The following is a 17,321-nucleotide window of genomic DNA, read 5'->3' on the forward strand; positions in this document are numbered from 1 at the left end:
GTCCTGGCCCCCGGCTGCACCCTCTGTCGCCACCCGAGACCTGTGGGTCGTCCTTCGGTTATCCGCCCGTTACTACCCAGTAACGAAGCCCCTTGTGCGGGCGGCGAGAATGCACCACGATCGGCGACGCTCGGTCCTTTCCCGTACCCCGACAGCCGGTTGGGTCGCGGGAGTTCCTGGGTCCCCACCGAGCAGGGCCTGTGCCAGTGGTGCCGGCTCTTGGGCAGGGGGGTCTTCGCCGACTCGGCGAAGCCTGTCCAGCAAGGTTGTGCGTGATGCGTGTCAGGCGCGACCAGTGGTTGTCGCTCGGGGGTGATCGCCGGTGATCGGTGCGCGGTTCGCGCCTCCGAGTGCGGGCGCTCTCCTTCCCGAGGACGTAGCACTTCTCCCATCCCTGCCCGGCTGAGCCACCGACTGGGGGCAGTCAGGGCCAGGAGATGTACGTCCGAGAAGGAGGAAATATGGAGTCCCAGGTGCGTGGCGGGACCAGATGGAAGCGGTTCGCTGTGGTCATGGTGCCCAGCGTCGCCGCTACGGCCGCGATAGGTGTCGCCCTCGCGCAGGGCGCTCTCGCCGCGTCGTTCAGCGTGTCCGGCCAGCAGTTCAAGGTCTCGGCCGACTCGCTCGAAGGTGACGGCTTCTCGCAGTACGGAGCCCTTGACTCGGGGTACACCCTCGACGGCAAGAAGACGACCCACCCGGTGGCGGTCTCGGCGTTCAAGTCCGCGACCATCAAGGGCCTGTGCCAGTCGGTCGTCACGCCGAACATCCCGGTGCTGGGCAGCGTCAGCCTGATCCTGCACGCGGGTGGCGGCGAGAAGCCGGTCGAGGCCGACAACCTGTACATCGACCTCGATGACCTGAGCGCCGACGCGACGTTCACGAACATCGACATCGGTGTGGCCGCCGGGAGCGCCAGCAAGGGCCCCGGCATCAAGAGCGGCGACACCGCGAACCCGAACGGTTTCGCACAGCAGGCCGAGCACGCCTCGCTGGTCGGCGTGAAGCAGACGGCGTGGGCGACCACCGCCGGAACCTTCAAGCTCAGCGGGCTGAAGATGTCCGTCTCGGCGGGCACTCACGAGTGCTACTAGGCACTTGATGACGGGCGGGGGAGCCGATGGCCCCCCGCCCGTCCACCTTCCACCACAGTCTTCACACGTAGTGCAACTCACCACCACAGCACCATCACCACAGCAAAGCCGCACCAGGGAGCTGTTTTCCATGAGCGCCGAGACTCCTGCCGTACCCGTCGGCCAGTTCAGTCGCCGGAGGGTGCAGTTCCGCGCCTGGCGGGGCACGCGGCCGTTCTGGGCCGGCCTCTTCGTCATGCTTGCCGGACTCCCCATCGCCTACTTCCCGTACGCCCACCTGCAGGTGGGGCATCTGACGCTGGCGATGGCCACCACCGCGGGCGCCGGGTCCCTGATCATCGGCATCCTGCTGATCGTCCTGGGCTTCAGCCTCTGGTTCCAGAAGCACGTGCGTACCTTCGCGGGCGTCGCGGCGATCCTGCTGGGGCTGGTGTCCATCCCCGTGTCCAACCTCGGTGGCTTCCTGCTGGGCTTCCTGTTCGCCCTGGTCGGCGGAGCGATGGCCGTGGCCTGGTCGCCGGGCGAGCCGCCGGCCGAGGCGGCGCAGGAGAACGTGCCGGGAGCGGGCGGTGCCCCGCTGGCGATGGACCCGGACACCACCATCCTCAAGCCCGTGGTGGGCGAGCCGAACGATCTGTCAGGAACGAGCCCGGCGAACGGGGCGAACGGGAGGCACAGTGCCGGCTGACGAGGTGACCCACGGGGCTGATGTGGACGAGTCCCGTGTGAGAACCGGGCCGCGCCATGCGGCCCCCAGGAAGCCGCTGTTCACCAGGTTCCACATGCCGGCCGGCAAGGCGATAGCCACGGTGGCGATGCCGACCGCGGTCCTCATGGGAATGGGATTCACGTCCTCGCTGGCGCTCGCCGACAGCGGCGGCTCCACGGCGACGAACAGCCAGAAGGCCGACGAGTACAAGGACTGCGTCACGGCCGTGGACGGCTCCACGGCATCGCCGTCGCCGTCCGCCTCGGCGAGTTCCGGCAACGCGGCCGACAAGGCGACGCCCTCGCCCTCGGCCAGTACTTCCAAGGACTCCTCGGGCTCGGCGTCGGACTCGGGCAAGGCAGGTTCGTCCGGCTCGTCGGATTCAGGTTCCGGCGACAAGGCGACGCCCACGCCGTCCGCCTCGCAGAGCACGGGCAAGGACACGTCGGGCAGCGACACCGCCACGCCGAGCCCCTCGGCGTCCGCGAGCAGCGGCGGCGGTCTGCTGGGCGACTTGGGCAACGCGATCGGCAGTATCTTCAACGGCGGCAGCTCCACGTCGAGCGCGAGCCCGACGCCCACGCCGTCCGCCTCGGCGAGCACGGGCAAGGACTCCGCGTCCTCGGGGTCTTCGGGCACGAGCGCCTCGGGCACCCTCAAGGACACGACCAAGAAGGTCACCGACACGGTGAACAAGACCGTGAAGGACACGACCGACACGGCGACCAAGGCGGCCGAGGCGGCCACCAAGGCGGCCCAGAAGGCGGCCGATTCGGCCACTTCTGCCAGCCCCTCGCCGAGCTCGTCCACGAACGCGGCGAACTGCGAGGCCGCCACGGACGACACGGGCGGGGTCGACAACAAGGTGCCGGTGGCGGACGACCCCTGGTACCTGAACGCCAGCTCGCTGACGCTGAAGAGCGCCGACTACCAGGGCATCGTCAAGGTGAAGACGGCCAACGGCTCCACCAAGAAGGTGCTGAAGTACGTCATCTCCGGCGGCACCGACATCGGCGACCTGCACCAGACGGTCAAGGACACCGACATCAACAAGACCTACCACGTGCAGGCCGGGTCGGGTACGACGTCCACGATCACCGGTGGCGCGACGACGATGTACACGGAGTCCATCTCCGGGAACCTGTTCGGTCTGATCCCGATCACGTTCAGCCCGGACAGCCCGCCGCCGCTGAACATCCCGTTGATCTACTTCACCAACGTGAAGGTCGTCCAGGCCGCCCAGTTCGGCGGCACCCTGCACGTGCCCGGTATGCACGTCTACACGACCGACGGAACCGGCTGAGCGCCGCCACAGACCCGTTCGGGAGCCGCAACACGCTGAGGGCGCCCCCTGCTTCAGGGGGCGCCCTCAGCGCCGTCCAGCGGCCTTCGAATGGTCAGGCGACGACGTCGATGTAGTACGAGGGGCCGTACTGGTCACCCTTCACCGGCGTCACGTACATGCGGTACTTGACGTTCTCCTGGAGGCCGAGGCCCTTCCACGGGGTGCAGTAGCCCTTGCCGTGGCCGCGGGTGTCGACCTTCTTGTCCGGGTGCGCGTCGAAGGGCGGGTAGTCGATGGCGGTCTCGACGCCCCAGCCGTCCTCCTTGTCGTCGCAGGCCTTGATGGCGTCCCCGGGGATCGAGCCGTCCGGGTCCGCGTTGAACGTTCCGTGCCCGGCGCCGTTGGCGGCGTCGATGGACACCGTCCCCGCCCAGGCCGTGCCCTGCAGGCCGACGACCAGACCGATCGTGCAGACCCCCGTCGCCAGTGCCCTGGCCGCCGTCTTGCGAGACTTCATGGAATCCCCTCTTCTTGGTCGGAGGTGAGGATCTCATGTGACGATCATCTTTGACCAGTTCTTTAAGACGCGCCAAGGGCGCCCCTGCGGCAGGGGCGCCCTTGGCACCGGAGCCCTGAAAGCCCCTCGCGGCACTGCTAGTTGCTGTCCCGTCCGCCGGCGATGTGGTGGACGCGGAGCATGTTGGTGGTGCCGGGGACGCCGGGGGGCGAGCCGGCGGTGATGATGACGATCTCGCCCGGGCTGAAGCGGTTGATCTTGGCGATCTCCTGGTCGACCATGTCGACCATCTCGTCCGTGGTGTTCACGAACGGCACGACGTGCGACTCCACGCCCCAGCTGAGGGTGAGCTGGTTGCGGGTGTTCTCGTCTGTGGTGAAGGCGATGATCGGCTGCTGGGCGCGGTAGCGCGACAGCCGGCGGGCCGTGTCACCGGACTGCGTGAAGGCCACCAGGCCCCGGCCGCCCAGGAAGTCCGCGATCTCGCACGCGGCGCGCGCGACCGAACCGCCCTGCGTACGCGGCTTCTTGCCCGGCACCAGCGGCTGCAGGCCCTTGGAGAGCAGCTCCTGCTCGGCCGCGGCGACGATCTTCGACATCGTCTTCACGGTCTCGACCGGGTAGGCGCCCACGCTCGACTCCGCGGAGAGCATGACCGCGTCCGCGCCGTCCAGGATCGCGTTGGCGACGTCGGAGGCCTCGGCGCGGGTGGGACGGGAGTTGGTGATCATCGACTCCATCATCTGGGTCGCCACGATCACCGGCTTGGCGTTGCGGCGGCACAGCTCGATGAGGCGCTTCTGCACCATCGGAACCTTCTCGAGCGGGTATTCGACGGCGAGGTCGCCGCGGGCGACCATCACGGCGTCGAACGCCATCACGACGGCTTCCATGTTGTCGACCGCCTGCGGCTTCTCCACCTTGGCGATGACGGGGACGCGACGGCCCTCCTCGTCCATCACCCGGTGGACGTCGTCCACGTCCTTGGCGTCGCGGACGAAGGACAGCGCGACCATGTCGCAGCCCATGCGGAGGGCGAAGCGGAGGTCCTCGACGTCCTTCTCGGACAGCGCCGGGACGTTGACCGCCGTGCCGGGCAGGTTGATGCCCTTGTGGTCGGAGACGACACCGCCCTCGATGACGATCGTCTTCACCCGGGGGCCCTCGACGTCCAGGACCTTCAGCTCGACGTTGCCGTCGTTGATCAGGATCTGGTCGCCGCGGTCGACGTCACCGGGCAGGCCCTTGTACGTCGTACCGCAGATGGACTTGTCGCCCGGGACGTCCTCGATGGTGATGACGAACTCGTCACCGCGCTCGAGCTCGACCGGGCCTTCCGCGAAGGTCTCCAGACGGATCTTCGGGCCCTGCAGGTCGGCGAGGACACCGATGGCACGGCCGGTCTCCTTGGAGGCGGCCCGGACGCGGTCGTACCGCCCCTGGTGCTCGGCGTGGGTGCCGTGGCTGAAGTTGAACCTGGCCACGTTCATTCCGGCCTCGATCATCGAGACCAGCATTTCGTGGGAGTCGACCGCGGGGCCGAGAGTACAGACGATTTTCGAACGGCGCATGGGGCGATCCTATCGGTTTGTTTCGCCGCGGAATATTCCGTCTGGCGGAAGATACAAATGGGCGGGTCCGCGCTCAGGCGTGTTACTGCGGTGTATTCCTCGGAGTTCTTCGACTGGCCACGTGGCGGAACCGCATATCGTTACCGCCCGACCAGTGCGTAGGTCTGTGTGGCGATCTCCAGTTCCTCGTCGGTCGGGACCACGGCGACCGCCACGCGCGTCCGCGCGGGCGAGATCAGCCGCGGCTCGTCACTGCGGACGGCGTTCAGCTCCCTGTCCACGGCCAGGCCCAGTTCCTCCAGGCCCGCGACGGCAGCCTCCCGCACCGGACTCGCGTTCTCCCCGACTCCCGCCGTGAAGGCGACCGCGTCCACCCGGCCGAGTACGGCGTAATAGGCGCCGATGTACTTCTTCAGCCGGTGAATGTAGATGTCGAAGGCGAGCTGTGCCTCTTCGTCACCTTCGTCGACCCGGCGACGGATCTCCCGCATGTCGTTGTCACCGCACAGCCCGATCAAACCGCTCTTCTTGTTGAGAAGAGTGTCGATCTCGTCCGTGGACATTCCGCCAACACGCATCAAATGGAAGATGACGGCCGGATCCATGTCCCCGGATCGCGTACCCATCACCAGCCCCTCCAAAGGCGTCAGCCCCATGGAGGTGTCCACGCACCGCCCGCCCCGTACGGCAGAGGCGGACGCCCCGTTGCCGAGGTGCAGCACGATGACGTTGACCTCCTCGGGCGCCTTGCCCAGCAGCTCGGCGGTGGCCCGGGACACGTACGCGTGCGAGGTCCCGTGGAAGCCGTACCGCCGGATCCGGTGCTCGTCGGCGGTCTTCACGTCGATCGCGTAGCGGGCGGCCGACTCCGGCATCGTCGTGTGGAACGCGGTGTCGAAGACGGCGACCTGGGGGAGATCGGGACGCAGCGCCCGGGCGGTACGGATACCGGTGAGGTTCGCCGGGTTGTGCAGGGGCGCCACCGGTATCAGCCGCTCGATCTCGGCGAGCACGGCGTCGTCGATCACGGTCGGCTCGGTGAAGGACTTCCCGCCGTGCACGACCCGGTGCCCGATCGCGGCCAGCTCGGGGGAGTCCAGCCCCAGCCCGTCCTTCGCCAGCTCCTCCGACACGGCCTTCAGGGCCGCCTCGTGGTCGGCGATCGGCCCGCTCCACTCACGGGTCTCTCCGCCCGTCCCGAGCGGTGTGTGCCTGAGCCGTGAGGTCTCCTCGCCGATCCGCTCGACGAGGCCCATGGCGAGCCGGCTGCTGTCCCGCATGTCGAGCAGCTGGTACTTCACCGACGAGGAGCCGGAGTTGAGGACGAGGACACGGGTCGGGCTCACTGGGCGGACGCCTTCTCGTTCGGGTGCTGGGCCTGTATGGCGGTGATGGCGACGGTGTTGACGATGTCCGAGACGAGGGCGCCCCGGGACAGGTCGTTGACCGGCTTGCGCAGACCCTGCAGCACCGGTCCGACGGCGATCGCGCCGGCCGAACGCTGCACGGCCTTGTAGGTGTTGTTACCTGTATTGAGGTCAGGGAAGATCAGAACCGTTGCCTGTCCGGCGACTTCGGAGTCCGGCAGCTTGGTCGCCGCGACCGTCGGCTCCACCGCGGCGTCGTACTGGATCGGCCCCTCGATCTTCAGGTCCGGTCGCCTTCCCCGGACCAGCTCGGTCGCCTCCCGCACCTTGTCGACGTCGGCGCCCGAGCCGGACGTACCCGTCGAGTACGACAGCATCGCGATCCGCGGCTCCACGCCGAACTGCTCGGCGGTGGCGGCCGACTGGATGGCGATGTCGGCGAGCTGCTCGGCGTTCGGGTCGGGGTTCACCGCGCAGTCGCCGTAGACGAGGACCCTGTCGGCGAGGCACATGAAGAAGACCGACGAGACGATGTCGGCGTCGGGCTTGGTCTTGATGATCTCGAAGGCCGGGCGGATGGTCGCGGCCGTCGAGTGGACGGACCCGGAGACCATGCCGTCGGCGAGCCCTTCCTGGACCATCAGCGTGCCGAAGTAGTTGACGTCCGAGACGACGTCGTACGCCAGCTCCACGGTGACGCCCTTGTGGGCGCGGAACTGCGCGTACTTCTCGGCGAAGGAGTCGCGCAGCTCGCTGGTGGCGGGGTCGATCAGCTCGCAGCCGCCCAGGTCGATGCCGAGGTCGGCGGCCTTCTTGCGGATCCGGTCGACCGGGCCGAGCAGGGTGAGGTCGCAGACCCCGCGGCGCAGCAGCACCTCGGCGGCGTGCAGGACGCGCTCCTCGGTGCCCTCCGGGAGGACGACCCGCCGCTTGTCGGTGCGGGCCTGTTCGAGGAGCTTGTTCTCGAACATCATCGGGGTGAGGCGGTCGCTGCTGGGTGCGGAGACCCGCTTGTTGAGGTCGCCGGTGTCCACGTACCGCTCGAAGAGGCCGAGCGCGGTCTCCGCCTTGCGTGGCGTGGCCGCGTTCAACTTCCCCTCCAGGGCGAAGAGTTCGGCGGCGGTCGGGAAGCTGTTGCCGGCCACCGAGAGCACCGGGGTGCCGGGGGCGAGGCGGGCGGCGAGGGTGAGGATCTCGTCGCTCGGCACCTCGTTCAGGGTGAGCAGCACACCGGCTATCGGCGGGGTGCCCGCGCTGTGCGCGGCCAGCGAGCCGACGACCAGGTCGGCGCGGTCGCCGGGGGTCACGACCAGGCAGCCCGGGGTCAGGGCGGGCAGGAAGTTCGGCAGCATCGCACCGCCGAAGACGAAGTCCAGGGCGTCGCGCGCCAGCCCGGAGTCGTCACCGAGGACGACCTTGGCGCCGAGGGCCTGGCCGATCTGGGAGACGGTGGGGGCGGCCAGGGCGGGCTCGTCCGGGACGACGTAGCAGGGCACGGGGAGGCGGGAGGCGAGCTTCTGCGCGATCTCCTCCCGGTCGTCGCGCGCGACCCGGTTGGTCACCATGGCGAGGACGTCGCAGCCCAGGCTCTCGTACGCGCGGTAGGCGTTGCGCGTCTCGGCGAGCACCGACTCGGCGGTCTGCCCCCGGCCGCCCACGACCGGGATCACGGACGCGCCGAACTCGTTCGCCAGCCGGGCGTTGAGGGAGAGCTCGTCGGGGAGCTGGGTGTCGGCGAAGTCCGTGCCCAGGACGAGGACGACCTCGTAGTCGCGCGCGACTACGAGGAAGCGTTCGACGAGAGTGGACACCAGTTCGCCCGTGCCCCGTTCCGCCTGGAGAGCGGACGCCTCGTGGTAGTCCATGCCGTAGACGGTGGCCGGGTCCTGGGAGAGTCGGTAGCGGGAGCGGAGCAGTTCGAAGAGGCGGTCGGGCTGGTGGTGGACGAGCGGCCGGAACACCCCGACCCGGTCGACCTGTCGGGTCAGGAGTTCCATGACTCCCAGCTCCACGACCTGACGGCCGTCGCCTCGGTCGATCCCGGTCACGTACACGCTGCGCGTCACGCGTGCTCGCCCCTTCCTTGCGCCGTTATAAAAATCGCCCACCGAGGTGAGCAGAACCCTCTTGACAATACCCCTGGCGCTGGATAAGGCGCCCGTCAGGATCGGGGGCGGGACCGGCGTCCCGATGGGGCCAATCGGGTCATAGATGACAGAAGGGATATCGTCCTGTCGGGCATGAAACAATCGGACCGGCTCACCGGAACCACCGGGCTGGCTCACCGGTAACGACAGCGAGCAGGAGACACAGCACGATGCGCATCGGAGTTCTCACCGCAGGCGGCGACTGCCCCGGCCTGAACGCCGTGATCCGGTCGGTCGTGCACCGAGCGGTCGCCCAGTACGGCGACGAGGTCATCGGCTTCGAGGACGGCTACGCCGGTCTGCTCGACGGCCGCTACCGCTCCCTCGACCTCGACGACGTCGGTGGCATCCTGGCCCGCGGCGGCACGATTCTGGGCTCCTCCCGGCTGGAGCGGGACCGGCTGCGCGAGGCCTGCGAGAGCGCGGCCGACATCGCCCGTGACTTCGGCATCGACGCGCTGATCCCGATCGGCGGCGAGGGCACGCTGACCGCGGCCCGGATGCTGAGCGACGCGGGCCTGCCGGTGGTCGGCGTCCCGAAGACGATCGACAACGACATCTCGTCGACGGACCGGACCTTCGGTTTCGACACCGCGGTCGGCGTCGCCACGGAGGCGATGGACCGTCTGAAGACGACGGCCGAGTCGCACCAGCGCGTGATGGTCGTCGAGGTCATGGGCCGGCACGCGGGCTGGATCGCCCTCGAATCCGGCATGGCGGCGGGCGCCCACGGCATCTGCCTCCCCGAGCGCCCCTTCGACCCGGCCGACCTCGTCAAGATGGTCGAGGAGCGCTTCTCCCGAGGCAAGAAGTTCGCCGTCGTGTGCGTGGCGGAGGGCGCCCACCCCGCCGAGGGCACCATGGACTACGGCACGGGCGAGATCGACCAGTTCGGCCACGAGCGTTTCCAGGGCATCGGTACGGCGCTGGCGTACGAGCTGGAGCGGCGGCTCGGCAAGGAGGCCAAGCCGGTCATTCTCGGCCATGTGCAGCGCGGCGGCGTCCCCACCGCCTACGACCGCGTCCTCGCCACCCGCTTCGGCTGGCACGCGGTGGAGGCGGCGCACCGGGCCGAGTTCGGCAGGATGACGGCTCTGCGCGGCACGGACATCGTGATGGTGCCGCTGGCGGAGGCCGTGACCGAGCTGAAGACGGTCCCGAAGGACCGGATGGATGAGGCGGAGTCGGTGTTCTAGGTCTTCCCTGGGGGGCGCCGCCCCCAGACCTCCGCTTCGGCCTCGACGGCCTCGTCCCCGAACGCCGGACGGGCTGGAAAAGGGGTCATCCGGTGTTGTCCTGGACCGCTGCCCAGAAGTGGTCGACGATCCGGTCCAGGAACTCGCGGCCGGCGTCGCTCGACGCGCTGGCCGCGTTTCCGTCGCCCCAGCTCAGCGAGGCCACCATCTGCCCCTGGTACTCCTGGTGCAGCGACTGGAGGGCGTCCTGAAGGAGGTGCCGGTCCAGGGGTACGGTCTTGGCCACCGGACGGACGTACGCCTGCCAGCGCGTCGTCACGGCACTGCGCAGCAGCTCGGCCAGCTTCGGCTCGCGTCCCGTGACGGTCACGAAGTCCGGGAGTGAGAGGTCGAGCACGTCGGCGAGGGTGGCCGACTGGCGCTCGTTGCCGCGCCAGGCGTTGTGCTCCTCCATGTGCCTGTAGGCGAGGAACTCCAGGCCGACGGTGCGGGCGACGTCCTCCGGGGCGAGGCCGCGGGCGACGCGGTGCTCGCGCAGGGTGTGGGGCGGGCCGGTGATCTCGCCGGGAGAGCACCACAACACGCCTGCGAGAGCGGTGAGTTCGGGGCTGGAAGGGGCGACGGAACCGCGTTCCCAGGCGAGGACGAGATCCGGGGAGACATACGGCAGTCCGTACGAGACACGCAGGCCGTGGGCGACGTGTTCGGGGCCCATGTTGAGAGCCGTGCGGAGCCGGCGGGCGGCGGGGGCGTTGAAGGGCGGGGCGGGCTGGTTCGAGCGGACTGGACGTTGGTGCACGGGCCACACCGTAGGCGGGCCGTGTCGCCGTGACTACGGTCTGTTCGGCCAGGATCACGGATTGTAGGAACGTACGGATTCGGCCACCCGTGCGGACTGGACGGGGGTGGCCGAAGATCGTCTGTCAACGTGGCGGGCGGGCTGGCGAGGATGGCGCGAAGCCGTCCGGACGGGCGGCCCGAGAGGCGGTGACTTTGTGAACGTCAAGCTCGAGGGGCATATTCGCGAGCGCCTGCTGGCGCCGAACTTCTGGCATCTCGCCACGGTGGGCGCGGACGGGATGCCGCACGTCTCGCCCATGTGGGCGGACATCGAAGACGAGTACGCCATGGTCAATACGTCGATCGGCCGCGTGAAGATCGACAACCTGCGGCTCGATCCCAACGTCTCGCTGTCCCACCACGACCCCGGGAACCCGTATGACCGGGCCGAGATCCGGGGGCGGGTCGTCCGTTTCGTGGAGGGCGAGGAGGCGGAGCGGGGCATGGACCGGCTGGCTCGGAAGTACATCGGCGAGGACCGGTATCCGTGGCTGCTGCCCGGCGAGCGGCGCGTGATGCTGCTGATCGAGCCGGTGCGGGTGCGGCGGGTCGTCGGAGTGGAGCCGTTCCGGGCGGGGGTGCTGCCGGAGGCGTGAGCGGGTTCTCGGGCAGGCTCTTGAGCGGGCTCACCCCTTGACCGCCCCGCCCAGCGCGAACCCCCCGCCCAGCCGCCGGGCGATCAGCACGTACAGCAGGATCACCGGCGTCGAGTAGACGACCGAGAACGCCGCCAGCTGTCCGTACGCGACCATCCCCCGGTTGCCGAAGAACTCGTTGATGCTCACGGAGGCCGGCATCTGGTCGGGGGTCAGGAGCAGCATGAAGGGGACGAAGAAGTTCCCCCACATGACAACGAACGAGAACACCGTCACCACCGCCACTCCCGGACCCATCAGCGGCAGCACGATCCGCACCAGTGACTGCATCGACGACGCTCCGTCCGTCCACGCCGCCTCCTCCAGCTCCTTCGGCACGCCGTCCATGAAGTTCTTCATCAGCCAGATGGCGAAGGGGAGTTGGGAGGCGGCGAAGAACAGGATCGTGCCCTGCATGGTGTCGATCAGGTTCACCTGAACGAACAGCGCGTACACCGGCACCATGATCGCAGTGATGGGCAGGCTCGTCGCGAAGAGGATGGTGAGGAGGAACGGGCGGTTCAGCCGGGACCGGAAGCGGGAGAGCGGGTACGCCGCCAGGGCCGCGCACACCACCGTCAGCAGCGTCGCGCCGCCGCACAGGACGAGGCTGTTGAGGAGCGGTGTGAAGGTGATGTCGGAGGTCAGGATCGCGTCGAAGTTGGACCAGGTGACGCCGTCGGGTGCCTTCACCCGCAGGTCCGCGTGCGGGTCCACGGACGACAGCAGTACCCAGGCGAGGGGAAGCGCGAAGGCGGCGGCGACCACCAGCAGACCGGCGTCGGCGGCCAGTCGGCGGCTGCGGCGGCGGGAGACGAGTGTGAGGGCCATGGTGGGGGTCAGACCTCCGTCCGCAGCAGGCGCAGATAGACGAGGGAGAACAGCGAGCCGACCAGGAGCAGCAGCAGGGCGACGGCGGTGCCGTAGCCGATCATGCTGTTCTGGAAGGCCTGCTCGTACATGAAGAGGGGCAGGGTCTGGCTCCTGTTGCCGGGGCCGCCTCGCGTCATCACCCAGATCAGGCCGAAGACGGACAGGGTCTGGAGGGTGTTCAGCATCAGGTTCGTGCCGATGGAGCGGCGGATCATGGGAAGGGTGATGTGCCACATCCGGCGCCAGCCGCCCGCGCCGTCGACCTCGGCCGCCTCCGTGATCTCCTTCGGGATCTCGCCCAGCGCCGCCGAGTAGACCAGCATCGAGAAGGCCGTACCCCGCCAGACGTTCGCGAAGGACACCGCCAGGATCGGCAGGGTGAACAGCCAGTTCTGGGACGGGAGATGGAGAAGGTTCAGGATGGCGTCCAGGGTGCCCTCGCGGCGGAAGAAGGCGTAGAGGAGGAAGCCGGCGACGACCTCGGGCAGCACCCACGCCGTGACCACGATGCCGCCCGTCAGGGTGCGGACGGGCTTGGACGCGCGCTGCATGAGCGCTGCCAGCGCCAGTCCGATGGTGTTCTGGCCGAGCAGCGACGACACGACCGTGAACACCAGCGTCAGCCAGACCGCGTTGAGGAACTCCTCGTCCCTGAAGGCCTTGCGGAAGTTCGCGAGGCCGACGAAGGACGAGTGGGCCTGACCGGTGAGCTGGAGATCGGTGAAGGCGATGTAGGCGCAGTAGGCGATCGGGCCGGCGAGGAAGAGCAGCAGGAGGACGACGGCGGGGGAGAGGGGCAGGAGGCGGGCGAGGGCGCGGGGGAGCGTTCGGCGGGGCCGGTGCCCGGACGGGGCGGGCGGGCGCGAGGGCGACCTGGCCGCCTCCGCGCCTGCCGCGTGCGGGGTTGCCGCGGTCATACCTGGTCGCCGCCGATCACTTCGTGACGACCTGGTTGTCGGTGGCGTCCTTGAGCGCGTCGTCGTAGCCGCTTGCCGCCTTGTCGACGGACAGGTCACCCGTCGTGACGCCTTCCATTGCCTCCTGGATGGCGGTGGAGACCTTCGGGTACGCCGGGTAGGCGGGCCGGTAGTGGGTGCTCGCCACCAGGTCCGTGAAGAACTTGATGCCGGGCTGGGCGCTTGTGTACGACGGGTCGCGCGCCACGTCGTCGCGTACCGAGATACCGGAGTCGGTGATGTACCACTTCTCGGCGTTCGCCTTCGTCTGCATCGTCCTGATGAAGTCGAAGGCGAGGTCGGGGTTGCCGGCCTTGGACGGGATCGCCCAGGTCCAGCCGCCGGACATGCTCACCTTGCCGGGAGCCTGGCCGTGCTGGGTCGGCATGTACGCCAGCCCCAACTCGCTGGACCACTGCGGCCATTCGTGGCCACTGCCCTTCAGCCAGTCCTGCGGGAGCCAGGAGCCGTCGAGGGCGATGCCGAGCTTGCCCTTGGGAAGCATCTCGCCGCGCACAATGGTCTGGATGTTGGGGTCGAGGGCGTCGGAGACGTCCGGGCCGAGCTTCTCCTTGTAGACCGTCTCGACGAACTGGAGCGCGTCCTTGAAGCCCTGGCTCCCCGCGATCCACTTCTTGGCCGACTTGTCGTAGAGGGGGTCCGTGGTGCCGTCGCCGGTGCCGTAGAGCAGCATCTCGAAGGTCTGCATGGTGGCGGCCTCACCGGCGGGTTTGCCGGTGTAGACGTTGAGCGGGGTGACCCCGGGGACCTTCTTCCTGATCGTGCGGGCCGCGGCGAGCACGTCGTCCCAGGTCTTCGGCTGCCAGTTGGCCGGCAGACCGGCCTTCCTGAAGATGCCCTTGTCGAACCAGAGGGCGCGGGTGTCGGTGCCGTCCGGGACGCCGTACGTCTTCCCGTCCTCGGCCTTGGCGGCGGTCTTCGCCGTGCCGATGAACTGCTTCCAGTCCGGCCACCTGTCGAGGTACGGGTCCAGCGGCTTCAAGTACCCGCTGGTGATGTCCGAGTTGATGAGGAAGGTGTCCTCGTAGACCAGGTCGGGGGCCGTCTTGGGGGAGCGGAGCATCTGCTGGAGCTTGGTGTAGTACTCCGAGTCCGGGGCCTTGATCGGGACGAGTTCGACCTTCTTGCCGGGGTACTTCCTCTCGAACTCCTTCTTGATGTCCGCGAGGAAGCCGTCCATCACCTTGATGGAGTTGTCCGTCGACTGCTTGAAGGAGACCTTGACGGTGTCCGGGTCGCTGCCCGAACCACCGCCGCAGGCCGTGAGGGCGCCTGCGGCGAGGGTGAGGGCGACCAAGGCTGTGAGTGGGGTGGTTGAGCGGGGGCGAGCGGCGGTGGGGCGCACGGGCACGACCTCCTGAGGGCTCACTTCGTTGTGGCCTGGATGGCTGCCCGGTGAACGTAAGTGGATTGGTCTAGTCAGGTCAATGACCGTGCGGCCACCTAACGCCTCCGGTCTCCCTCCCCCTCCTCCTTCCGCACCCACCGGTACTGCAACTCCGGCCGCCCCACAGCCCCGTACTGCGGAGCCCTCGCCGCCCGCCCCGCGTCCACCAGATGCTCCAGGTAGCGCCGAGCCGTGATCCGTGAGATCCCCACCGCCTCGGCCACCCCCGCCGCGGTCAGCCCCTCCCCGCAGTCCCGCAGCGCCACCGTCACCCGCTCCAGCGTCGGCGCGCTCAGCCCCTTGGGCAGCGCCGCCGGTGACGGCGCGCGCAGGGAAGCCAGCGCCCGGTCCACCTCGTCCTGGCCGCTCGCCTCGCCGACCGCGGCGTGGAACTCGGCGTACCGCACCAGCCGGTCCCGCAGGGTCGCGAAGGTGAACGGCTTCAACACGTACTGCACCACGCCCAGCGACACCCCCTCCCGCACCACGGTCAGGTCCCGCGCCGACGTCACCGCGATCACGTCCGCGTGGTGACCGGCCGCCCGCAGCGACCGTGCGAACTGCAGCCCGTGCACATCCGGCAGATGCAGGTCCAGCAGGAGCAGGTCCACCGCCGTGCGGTCCAGCAGACGACGGGCCTCCGCGCCCGTGTGGGCCTTGCCGACGGCCACGAAGCCCGGGACGCGGCCCACGTACATGACATGTGCGTCGGCGGCCACCGGGTCGTCCTCCACGACCAGGACGCGGATGGGCTGCGGGGTGGTCATGCGTCACCTCTCGTGGCGGCGTACCCGGTCGCTGCGGTGGGCCGGGTGGCTGCGTCCGGAGGACGTGGTGTTCCGGACGCGCTGCCGCGTTCCTGCCTTTGCGGGGCGGGCCGGGTGGGCGGGTCCTGGTGCCCGGTGGTGTCCGGCGCCGGGCCGGTGTGCGGGTGCGGAGCCACGGGGGTGTCCATGACCGGGACGCGGATGGGCTGCTGGGTCGTCATGCGTCACCTCTCGCCGCGGCACGGCCGGTCATCTCGGCCGGAGCGGCGGAGCCTCCCAGAGGCAGCCGTACCTCGAACACCGCACCGCCCTCCTCGGCCTCCGCCACCGTCAACGTGCCCTCCTGCCGGGTGACCGCCTGCCGTACCAGGGCCAGCCCGAGGCCCCGGCCGCCCGGACCGGCCGGCTTCGTCGAGAACCCCCGTTGGAATACCAGCTCGGCATGGGCGGGATCCACCCCCGTGCCGGTGTCCGCGACCCGCATCACCAGCTCCGTGCCCTCCGCGTACGCCGTCACCGTCACCCGGGCGCCGATGCTGCCCTGCGCCGCGTCCACCGCGTTGTCGATCAGGTTGCCGAGGATCGTCACCAGGTCGCGAGGCGGCAGGCTCTCCGGGAGCAGGCCGTCGTCCAGGCGGCTGTCCTCGGACACCACCAGCTCCACGCCCCGCTCGTGGGCCTGGGCCGTCTTGCCGAGCAGCAGTGCCGCCAGCACGGGTTCGCTCACCGCCGCCACCACCTGGTCGGTCAGTGCCTGGGCCAGTTCCAGTTCGGCGGTCGCGAAGTCCACGGCCTCCTCCGCCCGGCCGAGTTCGATCAGCGACACCACCGTGTGCAGGCGGTTGGCCGCCTCGTGGGCCTGTGAGCGCAGCGCCTGGGTGAAGCCCCGTTCGGAGTCCAACTCGCCCATCAGCGACTGGAGTTCGGTCACGTCGCGGAGGGTCACCACGGTGCCTCGGCGCTCGCCGCCCGACACCGGGGAGGTGTTGACGACGAGGACGCGGGCCGCGGTGAGGTACACCTCGTCCACCCGCGGCTCGGACGCCAGCAGCGCCCCGGTCAGCGGGCCGGGCAGCCCGAGGTCCGCCACCGACTTCCCGACCACCTCGCCCTCCGGGCCGACGCCCAGCAGTTCCCGGCCGCCGTCGTTGATCAGGGCCACCCGGTACTGGCCGTCCAGCATCAGCAGCCCCTCCCGCACCGCGTGCAGCGCGGCCTGATGGTAGTCGTGCATCCGGCTGAGCTGGGTCGCGTTCATCCCGTGGGTGTGCCGACGCAGCCGGGCGTTGACGACGTACGTACCGATGGCGCCGAGGCCCAGCGCACCGGCCGCGACGCCGATCAGGGCCGTCACCTGGTCCTGCACCCGCTGACTGATGGCCTCCACCCTGATGCCGGCGCTCACCAGGCCGATGACCCGCTTGCCGTTCCACACCGGCGTCACGGCCCGCCAGGACTGGCCGAGCGTGCCGGTGTACCTCTCGGTGAAGGTGTTGCCGAGCCGGGCGGGGCCGATATGGCCGAGGAAACGCTTGCCGATCTGTTTCCGGTCGGGGTGGGTCCAGCGGATGCCCTCGGGGTTCATGATCGTGATGAAGTCGACCCCGGTGTCCTTCTGGACCTCAAGGGTGTACGGCTCCAGCCGGGCCGTCGGATCGGCCGTGCCGAGCGCCTCCCGCACGGAGGGGGAGTCCGCGACCGAGCGCGCCACCGCCGTGGCCTGGCGCCGCGCGGCGTCCTCGGCCTGGCGCTGGTCGCTGACGTACGTGAACAGTGCGTAACCGGCCACGACGACCGCTATCAGCACGGCCTGCATGGCGAAGAGCTGGGCGGCCAGGCTGCGGGGGCGCGGGACGGGGATGCGCATGTCGTCAGTGTGCCTCTCCCGGTAAGTGTGAACTAAATGAACGGAAGGGTGACCGCGCTCACAGGGCACGACATAGTCACGGCATTGAG

General features: G+C 69.3%; 16 protein-coding genes. 5 read left to right on the plus strand and 11 right to left on the minus strand.

Features of this window, described 5'->3' with window-relative positions:
- Positions 1–461: 461 nt before the first annotated feature.
- From LJ657_RS31945 to LJ657_RS31955, 3 genes are all read left to right on the plus strand, one after another.
- Entirely contained in the window at positions 462–1,094 is a 633-nt protein-coding gene (locus tag LJ657_RS31945) for a DUF6230 family protein (RefSeq protein WP_232652372.1), read from the plus strand.
- A gap of 130 nt (positions 1,095–1,224) precedes the next feature.
- Positions 1,225–1,782 carry a DUF6114 domain-containing protein gene (locus tag LJ657_RS31950; protein ID WP_232652373.1) on the plus strand — a complete coding sequence of 186 codons (558 nt, stop codon included), beginning with the start codon at positions 1,225–1,227 and terminating at the stop codon, positions 1,780–1,782.
- Positions 1,772–3,106, plus strand: coding sequence for a hypothetical protein (locus tag LJ657_RS31955; protein ID WP_232652374.1), 1,335 nt, complete (start codon positions 1,772–1,774; stop codon positions 3,104–3,106). Before LJ657_RS31950 ends, LJ657_RS31955 begins: the two co-directional genes overlap by 11 nt.
- Before the next feature lie 94 nt (positions 3,107–3,200).
- On the opposite strand, the gene LJ657_RS31960 is transcribed toward LJ657_RS31955, so the two are convergent.
- From LJ657_RS31960 to pta, 4 genes are all read right to left on the minus strand, one after another.
- Complete coding sequence (locus LJ657_RS31960; RefSeq protein WP_232652375.1) at positions 3,201–3,605, minus strand: hypothetical protein; 405 nt, start codon at positions 3,603–3,605, stop codon at positions 3,201–3,203.
- Positions 3,606–3,742: 137 nt separating this feature from the next.
- Positions 3,743–5,176, minus strand: coding sequence for a pyruvate kinase (gene pyk, locus LJ657_RS31965; protein ID WP_232652376.1), 1,434 nt, complete (start codon positions 5,174–5,176; stop codon positions 3,743–3,745).
- A 140-nt stretch (positions 5,177–5,316) separates the two neighbouring features.
- Positions 5,317–6,522 (minus strand): acetate kinase, encoded by a 1,206-nt coding sequence (locus LJ657_RS31970; RefSeq protein WP_232652377.1) that lies wholly within the window; start codon positions 6,520–6,522, stop codon positions 5,317–5,319.
- On the minus strand, positions 6,519–8,609 hold the full coding sequence (gene pta / locus LJ657_RS31975) for a phosphate acetyltransferase (protein ID WP_232652378.1): 2,091 nt from the start codon (positions 8,607–8,609) through the stop codon (positions 6,519–6,521). The genes LJ657_RS31970 and pta overlap by 4 nt, the downstream gene beginning before the upstream one ends.
- 251 nt (positions 8,610–8,860) lie before the next feature.
- Between pta and LJ657_RS31980 the strand changes: the two genes are divergently transcribed.
- The gene (locus LJ657_RS31980; protein ID WP_232652379.1) at positions 8,861–9,886 is read left to right on the plus strand and encodes an ATP-dependent 6-phosphofructokinase; all 1,026 of its coding nucleotides are present in this window, start codon (positions 8,861–8,863) and stop codon (positions 9,884–9,886) included.
- 85 nt (positions 9,887–9,971) lie between these two features.
- Here LJ657_RS31980 and LJ657_RS31985 read toward each other — a convergent pair whose 3' ends face one another.
- The gene (locus LJ657_RS31985; protein ID WP_232652380.1) at positions 9,972–10,694 is read right to left on the minus strand and encodes a helix-turn-helix domain-containing protein; all 723 of its coding nucleotides are present in this window, start codon (positions 10,692–10,694) and stop codon (positions 9,972–9,974) included.
- Positions 10,695–10,881: 187 nt separating this feature from the next.
- On the opposite strand from LJ657_RS31985, the gene LJ657_RS31990 reads away from it, so the two are divergent.
- Positions 10,882–11,322 carry a PPOX class F420-dependent oxidoreductase gene (locus tag LJ657_RS31990; protein ID WP_232652381.1) on the plus strand — a complete coding sequence of 147 codons (441 nt, stop codon included), beginning with the start codon at positions 10,882–10,884 and terminating at the stop codon, positions 11,320–11,322.
- A 30-nt stretch (positions 11,323–11,352) separates the two neighbouring features.
- Here LJ657_RS31990 and LJ657_RS31995 read toward each other — a convergent pair whose 3' ends face one another.
- The 6 genes from LJ657_RS31995 to LJ657_RS32020 all read right to left on the minus strand — a co-directional run bounded on the left by LJ657_RS31995 (position 11,353) and on the right by LJ657_RS32020 (position 17,232).
- Complete coding sequence (locus LJ657_RS31995) at positions 11,353–12,192, minus strand: carbohydrate ABC transporter permease (RefSeq protein ID WP_232652382.1); 840 nt, start codon at positions 12,190–12,192, stop codon at positions 11,353–11,355.
- Positions 12,193–12,200: 8 nt separating this feature from the next.
- Positions 12,201–13,151: a carbohydrate ABC transporter permease gene (locus LJ657_RS32000; protein WP_232652383.1), complete on the minus strand. Its 951-nt coding sequence runs from the start codon at positions 13,149–13,151 to the stop codon at positions 12,201–12,203.
- A gap of 16 nt (positions 13,152–13,167) precedes the next feature.
- Complete coding sequence (locus LJ657_RS32005) at positions 13,168–14,562, minus strand: extracellular solute-binding protein (RefSeq protein ID WP_232652384.1); 1,395 nt, start codon at positions 14,560–14,562, stop codon at positions 13,168–13,170.
- Positions 14,563–14,654: 92 nt separating this feature from the next.
- Positions 14,655–15,365 (minus strand): response regulator, encoded by a 711-nt coding sequence (locus tag LJ657_RS32010; protein WP_232652385.1) that lies wholly within the window; start codon positions 15,363–15,365, stop codon positions 14,655–14,657.
- Entirely contained in the window at positions 15,362–15,586 is a 225-nt protein-coding gene (locus tag LJ657_RS32015; protein ID WP_232652386.1) for a hypothetical protein, read from the minus strand. Before LJ657_RS32015 ends, LJ657_RS32010 begins: the two co-directional genes overlap by 4 nt.
- Complete coding sequence (locus tag LJ657_RS32020; protein WP_232652387.1) at positions 15,583–17,232, minus strand: ATP-binding protein; 1,650 nt, start codon at positions 17,230–17,232, stop codon at positions 15,583–15,585. Before LJ657_RS32020 ends, LJ657_RS32015 begins: the two co-directional genes overlap by 4 nt.
- Positions 17,233–17,321: the final 89 nt, after the last annotated feature.

Source organism: Streptomyces guryensis (assembly GCF_021261325.1).
Lineage (GTDB): Bacteria > Actinomycetota > Actinomycetes > Streptomycetales > Streptomycetaceae > Streptomyces > Streptomyces guryensis.